Below are 4895 nucleotides of genomic sequence, written 5' to 3'. Positions count from 1 at the left end.
TGGGGCATATTGGTCAATCATATGAGTCGTAATCATGCCTATCATTTTATGCAAACCGCCAAACATCTGGAACGTGCGGATATGACCAGCCGCATACTGGAAATGACCTCACTGTTGATGGCTGAGAATCGCAGTGAATCATTGCGGGCAGCCGAAGGTATTCTGTGGACACATTTATTACGCGCATTAAGTGCCCAGCAGATGTACACTCAGACACATAGCTCATCCATGAATGCCGAGGGCGTGTTAACCTTCTTAATCCGTGACGAAGCTTTTCCACGTTCGTTATTCTTCTCGCTCAAAGCAATTGGACGCTATGTCTGGCCTTTACCGCAGTCCACTACCACATTGGAACACCATCAAAAACTTATGTCCGACATGTTTACTGAAAAACTGAATGAACTGCCGGCCGAGATGATCCATACCCGTATGGATGATTTACAGGCCAAACTTGCCGAGCTGAGCAGCCAAATCAGTCAACAATGGTTTCATCCGGATAGATCGGTTGCATGAAACGGTTTTATTGCCATTGCGGGCAAGAAATCTTTTTTGATAATACCTACTGCAATAGCTGTAACAGTATTTTAGGTTTTGACCCTGAACAGCAAAAACTCATCAGCATTGAACCCTACAAAGGCCAGTTCCGGTCGGTGCTGAATCCGGAAAAACGTTATAAACGCTGTGAACATCATCAGCATCAGATGCAGTGCAACTGGTTGTTATCTACCGATGATAACTTTACCCAATGTTTGTCCTGTCGGCTGACACGCGTGATCCCCAATCAAATTTATCCTTACAATGTAAAACGCTGGTCCGTTTTGGAAGCCGCTAAACGCAGAATGCTTTATGGTTTGTTAAGACTTGGCTTACCCATTGATCAATGGCCGGTTAACGATTATCGGCAACTGCAGTTTCATTTTCTCGAAGATCAGATTAGCAATCCAATTGATGGTCATGAACAAGTGTTTAGTGGCCATGCGGCTGGGGTGATTACCTTAAATGCCTCTGAAGCTGACACTAGTTATCGCGAAGCCACGCGTGAAGCCATGAATGAGCCTTATCGCACGCTACTAGGCCATTTTCGTCATGAAATCGGCCATTTTTACTGGGATAAGCTGATTAAGGATCAGCCTATTTATAACGATTTCAAAGCGCTGTTTGGGGATGATAGCGTGGATTATGCGCAGGCATTGTCAGCCTATTACGAGGCAGGTCCTCCCGACGATTTTCAGCAGGAATATATTTCAGCCTATGCCAGTGCACATGCGTTGGAGGATTGGGCAGAGACCTGGGCACATTATCTGTTGATGCATGAAACATTGGAAACAGCAGTGGAATTTGAAGTCATTCGACCACCTGAGTCTGATCGTGAATTCCATGTGTGGCTTTCAGAGTGGATGCAGTTAGTGCTGGTGTTAAACGCGTTGAACAGAAGTATCGGAAATGCCGATGCCTATCCATTTGTTGTGTCGACAAAGGTGCAGAAAAAATTACAGTTTATTCACGACTTGGTGCATCGCTAACAGAGACAACTGTTTTACCGACGTTAGTGGTTTGGTACAGAGGAATACAGCGTGATGACACCTTACTGCTCGCTGAAACGGGGCATCTCAGTAAAAGCTTGACGAAGCTTATCCCCCCAGGCTTTTCTTAATTCGATCAGATAAGGGTGTTCCACCCCAAAGCGATAGTGATTTTTCAGGTTGTAACTGTCTTTTTTATACATCAGCACTTCAATTGGCGGCCCTACACTGACATTACTCTGCATGGTCGAGTCCATTGAAATCAGTGAACAGGTAGCGGCATCCAGCAAAGACGTATCTGGCCGGATAAAACGATCCAGTACCGGTTTGCCATATTTGCTTTCTCCAATCTGCAGGTAAGGCGTTTCCCTGGAACTGGTGATGTGATTTCCCTGTGGGTAAATCATAAAGGCCTGTGGCGGCCCCCCCTGAATCTGCCCGGCAAGTAATAACGTCGCTTCCGGAGCAAAACCGGATGCTTCATTTTCAGAGTAACGGCGGATCCGGCTACTGAGTATTTCACCAATATAATCAGCTGTATCTGATAAGTAACTTAACGTATTTAAATTGCGTGCCTGACTTTCACGAATATCGCGATGGATCTGTTCAATTACAAATTGGGTTGTCGCCAGATTACCTGCACTCATCAACACCAGACAGCGATCTGCATGAGTCTCAAAACGCGTCATTTTGCTATAGGTACTCACCTGATCGATCCCGGCATTGGTTCGGGAATCAGATGTCAGCACTAATCCGGCATCTAAGGTAATGGCAACACAGTAGGTCATACACGCCTCTAAATAATCGTTATAAAGATAGTCGACATTGAACCGCAGAGCAATGCCCAACCGGGTTTATTTAATGCCACTGCAAATTGTCAAAATGATCTGCTCAATAATATTGCCATGGCTTACGAGTACTGAGAGAATGAAATGGCTAATGCAGCCAGCAGCACTCTCACTTTCAGCCTACCGGATTGTGATTAAGTAAAATCTAACTCTGTAGAAAGATGGTTCATTGATATCACCCCGTCAGAGTTACCCAACCCAGGAATAATGCTTGATAGATCCTCATCAATTATCCACACATTTATTTCGTGAATTGCATAGACACCCACGAATGTCTTTTTTGCAACATTGCGGTTTTATTGCGTTGTTTGCACTTTATCTGGCGCCACAATTGCCTTTACTAATCTTTTTGATTTGGGTGCTGATCGCTATAACGGGTGGTTTATGGCAATGGCGGATAAGTAATAACTTTGGCAAGGATATCTCCAACACTCTCAAATCCCACAATCTGGCCTCATTTAAAGTTGCCTCCTTTGCTGCAGGGCTTGGATTGGGTCTGACCGCTTTTCTGCTGCCCGAGCTTTCTTTTTCCACCAGATTGTTTGTCATTCTGATGTTAAGTGCCATTGCGGCCAGTGAGCTGCTTAAACTCAGTGCCTATCCTATTGTCTATGGCAGTTATCTGGCTGGCCTGTTTTTACCTTTACTCCTGATGTTGATCACAGTGAATGATTCACCAGGTTGGGAGTTGATTCCACCGGTATTGATTATTATCGGCATACTTTATTACTCCGCAATACAGCGCCGCCGCGATTTAATGGATGATTTGATTGCCCGTTTCGGACTGGAACATGATGCTGGTGAAGACAAACTCACTAATCTCGCCAACCGTCGACGTTTTGATATTACGTTGGAACAGGTATGGGTGCAGGCTCGCCGTTCAGGCCTCCCCCTGTCACTGCTTATGATCGATATCGATTATTTTAAAAAGTTTAATGACCGCTATGGGCACCAGGCCGGAGATAAATGCCTGACAGCCGTTGCCAGGGTTTTAGCGAACTCGGCAAAACGTGCCACCGATTTGGTCGCCCGTTACGGAGGCGAAGAATTTGTTATTTTGCTCAATCAAACCACACGAAATGATGCCTATCAGTTGGCTGAAGAAATCCGTCAACGGGTCGAGGATTTACGTATTGAAAACCTGGATGCAGACCTGGGAATCGTCAGCCTGAGCCTGGGTGGGGTTACCGTTTATGCCAGCGATGATCAGGAGGCAAGCAACCCGCTGAAACTGGCTGATATTGCTCTGTATCGTTCAAAAGAACAGGGCCGCAATCAGGTTACCTGGTATCAGGCTGAGGTTTTTTCCAAAGCAAGTTCTGACGAAACGTCAATCTGACCAGCACCATTTCAGACTTTCAAATCCGGCCGTTCCACCTCAACGGTGAACAGGTTGACATGCATAGCGCCAATTTCCAGGCCTAATACCGATAACAATGGATCAACCGTTTCCTGACCAATTTCACTGAGCAGTGGGGTTAACACCTGATTCAGCAAAGCCTGTTCGATCAATTGATCCAGTAATGGCAAAGAAATCGCCCCCAATAATGTCACATCTGTTTTGATACCTTGGGAAATATTCGAAATCGCCAATCCCGGGGCTGTTGAAGCATGCTGTGTTTGCGGCAAATCATCCGGATCGGACAGATTGACTTCATAGATTAAGTCGGTCGAGGTCGGATTTTGCAGCGCTATATCCAGACCAACGCCAACATTGGCAACCGGCACACGACCAAGTAGCAATAAGGTGGCTGATATATCAATATTAGCTGTTTCAGCATCCGGATCACTGGCTTGCGTTAAATTGAGCATTGCCGTGCCGGGTTGAACACCAATGGTTGCTATCGCCCGATTATTATTAAGTTGTCCACATTGCAACGTTTGCAACCAGGCACTGCCCTGCGCCATATCGACTTGTAATGCCAAATCAATTTCTGCTTTTGTCCCGACTAATCCTGCCACATTCAAATCTACCGTGCTTTGAACAAGCGTTGTTAAATCAAACTGAGCGGTTTCCATATAGGTTCGCCATTGCCCCTCAGCATTCCTGCCCGGTGGGCCAATCACCATTTTGGGCGGCTCCGTTATATTAAGTTGGCTAGTCACATTGAGTAAATTTCCAGGCAGACTCACGCTTAGCGGCAGGTTGATGGCTTGAGAACCATTGGCGACAAATGCCGTTGTCATTAATAGATCGAATAGATTCACACTGGCTTCAGCAGCTGCCTCCGGAGCATCGCTGGTGACCGCAACAATATCGGAAAACCGGGCTGTAAGCTCGCTCACATTTGCCATGACCAGACTTTGCATCGCCGCTGATAAGCCCACATCGGCCGCATCAGAAGCATTAACGGCATCAGCATACAGGTTCAACCAGTCATTCAGACTCAGGTTGCTGCTCAACAACTCTTCGGTGCTGGCGATTGTGGTTGAGACGCCAGCCAATTCAGCCAGCGTAATATTGGCTGCAGCGATACCCTGATATGACAATACGTTTAAATTAACAGGCGACCCTAAAATACCA

Annotated in this window: 5 protein-coding genes; 3 read left to right on the top strand and 2 right to left on the bottom strand. The window is 46.1% G+C overall.

The annotated features are described in order from the left end of the window. Together B3O33_RS01465 and B3O33_RS01460 are read left to right on the top strand one after the other, a co-directional pair. Positions 1 to 513, top strand: a 513-nt coding sequence (locus B3O33_RS01465; RefSeq protein WP_292362790.1) for an alpha-E domain-containing protein, incomplete at its 5' end; no start/stop codon positions are given. Next, positions 510 to 1523: a zinc-binding metallopeptidase family protein gene (locus B3O33_RS01460; protein ID WP_292360858.1), complete on the top strand. Its 1014-nt coding sequence runs from the start codon at positions 510 to 512 to the stop codon at positions 1521 to 1523. The genes B3O33_RS01465 and B3O33_RS01460, both read left to right, overlap by 4 nt. 62 nt (positions 1524 to 1585) lie before the next feature. Here the strand turns inward: B3O33_RS01460 and B3O33_RS01455 are convergent, their stop codons facing one another. Then, the gene (locus B3O33_RS01455; protein WP_292360860.1) at positions 1586 to 2311 is read right to left on the bottom strand and encodes a proteasome-type protease; all 726 of its coding nucleotides are present in this window, start codon (positions 2309 to 2311) and stop codon (positions 1586 to 1588) included. A gap of 331 nt (positions 2312 to 2642) precedes the next feature. Between B3O33_RS01455 and B3O33_RS01450 the strand changes: the two genes are divergently transcribed. After that, the gene (locus tag B3O33_RS01450; protein WP_292360862.1) at positions 2643 to 3710 is read left to right on the top strand and encodes a GGDEF domain-containing protein; all 1068 of its coding nucleotides are present in this window, start codon (positions 2643 to 2645) and stop codon (positions 3708 to 3710) included. Positions 3711 to 3721: 11 nt separating this feature from the next. Here B3O33_RS01450 and B3O33_RS01445 read toward each other — a convergent pair. Then, positions 3722 to 4895, bottom strand: a 1174-nt coding sequence (locus tag B3O33_RS01445) for a hypothetical protein (RefSeq protein ID WP_292362789.1), incomplete at its 5' end; no start/stop codon positions are given.

Source organism: Methylophaga sp. UBA1464, assembly GCF_002325665.1.
GTDB lineage: Bacteria > Pseudomonadota > Gammaproteobacteria > Nitrosococcales > Methylophagaceae > Methylophaga.
The sequence above is the reverse complement of the archived record's forward strand: the minus strand, read 5'-3'. Positions and strand labels throughout refer to the sequence as shown.